The following is a 1707-nucleotide window of genomic DNA, read 5'->3' as shown; positions in this document are numbered from 1 at the left end:
CGCCCGACGACGGGCTGACCGCGGCGGAGCTCGCCGCCAAGTACGGCCTCACCGTGAGTGGTGCGCGGCCTTCGCTGGCGCGGTATGTGCGGCAGTTGTGGGGGCGGCGGCATTTCATCGTGGCGTTCTCGCAGGCGAAGCTGACGGCTCAGTACAGTCAGGCGAGGCTGGGGCAGTTGTGGCAGGTGGCGACGCCGCTGCTGAACGCGCTGATGTATTTCCTGATCTTCGGGCTGATCCTGGAGGCGGACCGGGGCATGGAGCGGGAGGTGTACATCCCGTTCCTGGTGACGGGGGTGTTCGTGTTCACCTTCACCCAGTCCTCGGTGATGGCGGGGGTGCGGGCGATCTCGGGGAACCTGGGGCTGGTGCGGGCGCTGCACTTCCCGCGCGCCGCGCTGCCCGTCTCCTTCTCGCTGCAGCAGTTGCAGCAGCTGCTGTTCTCGATGGTGGTGCTGTTCGCGGTGGCGGTGGGCTTCGGCAGCTATCCGCGGCTGTCGTGGCTGCTGATCGTGCCGGTGCTGGTGCTGCAGTTCCTGTTCAACACCGGGCTGGCGCTGGTGATGGCCCGGCTGGGCGCGAAGACGCCGGACCTGGCGCAGCTGATGCCGTTCGCGCTGCGCACCTGGATGTACGCGTCCGGGGTGATGTTCTCCATTCCGGTCATGCTGAAGGACCATCCGGGGTGGATCGCGGACGTGCTGCAGTGGAATCCGGCGGCGCTGTACATGGACCTGATGCGGTTCGCGCTGATCGACGGCTACGGGGCGGGGAATCTGCCGCCGCACGTGTGGGCGGTGGCGGCCGGCTGGGCGGTCCTGGCCGCGGTGGGCGGCTTCGTGTACTTCTGGAAGGCTGAGGAGCGCTACGGCCGTGGCTGAGCAGACGACACACACGACACACACGACGCAGACGCCGCAGGCGCCGCGGGCGGCCGGCGCTCCGGCGGCGCGGGTGCCCACCGTGATCGCGGACGAGTTGCACATCGTCTACCGGGTCAACGGCGCGAAGGCGGGCCGGGGCAGTGCGACCGCCGCGCTGAGCCGGATCCTGCGGCGGGGCGAGGAGCGCGGGGTGCGCAAGGTGCACGCGGTGCGGGGGGTGTCCTTCACCGCCTACCGGGGCGAGGCGATCGGGCTGATCGGTTCCAACGGGTCGGGCAAGTCCACGCTGCTGCGGGCGGTGGCCGGGCTGCTGCCGGCCGAGCGCGGGCACGTGTACACCGACGGCCAGCCCTCGCTGCTGGGCGTGAACGCGGCGCTGATGAGCGATCTGACCGGGGAGCGCAACGTGATCCTGGGCGGGCTGGCGATGGGCATGTCCCGGGAGCAGATCCGCGAGCGCTACCAGGAGATCGTGGACTTCTCCGGGATCAACGACAAGGGCGACTTCATCACGCTGCCGATGCGCACCTACTCCTCGGGCATGGCGGCCCGGCTGCGGTTCTCCATCGCGGCGGCCAAGGACCACGACGTGCTGATGATCGACGAGGCGCTGGCGACCGGGGACCGCAAGTTCCAGAAGCGCTCCGAGGCGCGCATCCGCGAGCTGCGCAAGCAGGCCGGCACGGTGTTCCTGGTCAGCCACAACAACAAGTCCATCCGGGACACCTGCGACCGGGTGCTGTGGCTGGAACGCGGCGAGCTGCGCATGGACGGGCCCACCGAAGAGGTCATGAAGGAGTACGAGAAGTTCACCGGCAAGTAG

At 69.4% G+C, this 1707-nt stretch carries 2 protein-coding genes; both read left to right on the top strand.

Annotated elements, in window-relative coordinates:
• Nucleotides 1–881 (top strand): ABC transporter permease (locus IE271_RS40795; protein WP_190195462.1); only part of this gene is annotated, 881 nt, incomplete at its 5' end.
• Nucleotides 882–954: 73 nt separating this feature from the next.
• Nucleotides 955–1707 (top strand): ABC transporter ATP-binding protein, encoded by a 753-nt coding sequence (locus IE271_RS40790; protein WP_190195463.1) that lies wholly within the window; start codon nt 955–957, stop codon nt 1705–1707.

Source organism: Streptomyces minutiscleroticus, from assembly GCF_014650875.1.
Taxonomy (GTDB): domain Bacteria; phylum Actinomycetota; class Actinomycetes; order Streptomycetales; family Streptomycetaceae; genus Streptomyces; species Streptomyces minutiscleroticus.
The sequence above is the reverse complement of the archived record's forward strand: the minus strand, read 5'-3'. Positions and strand labels throughout refer to the sequence as shown.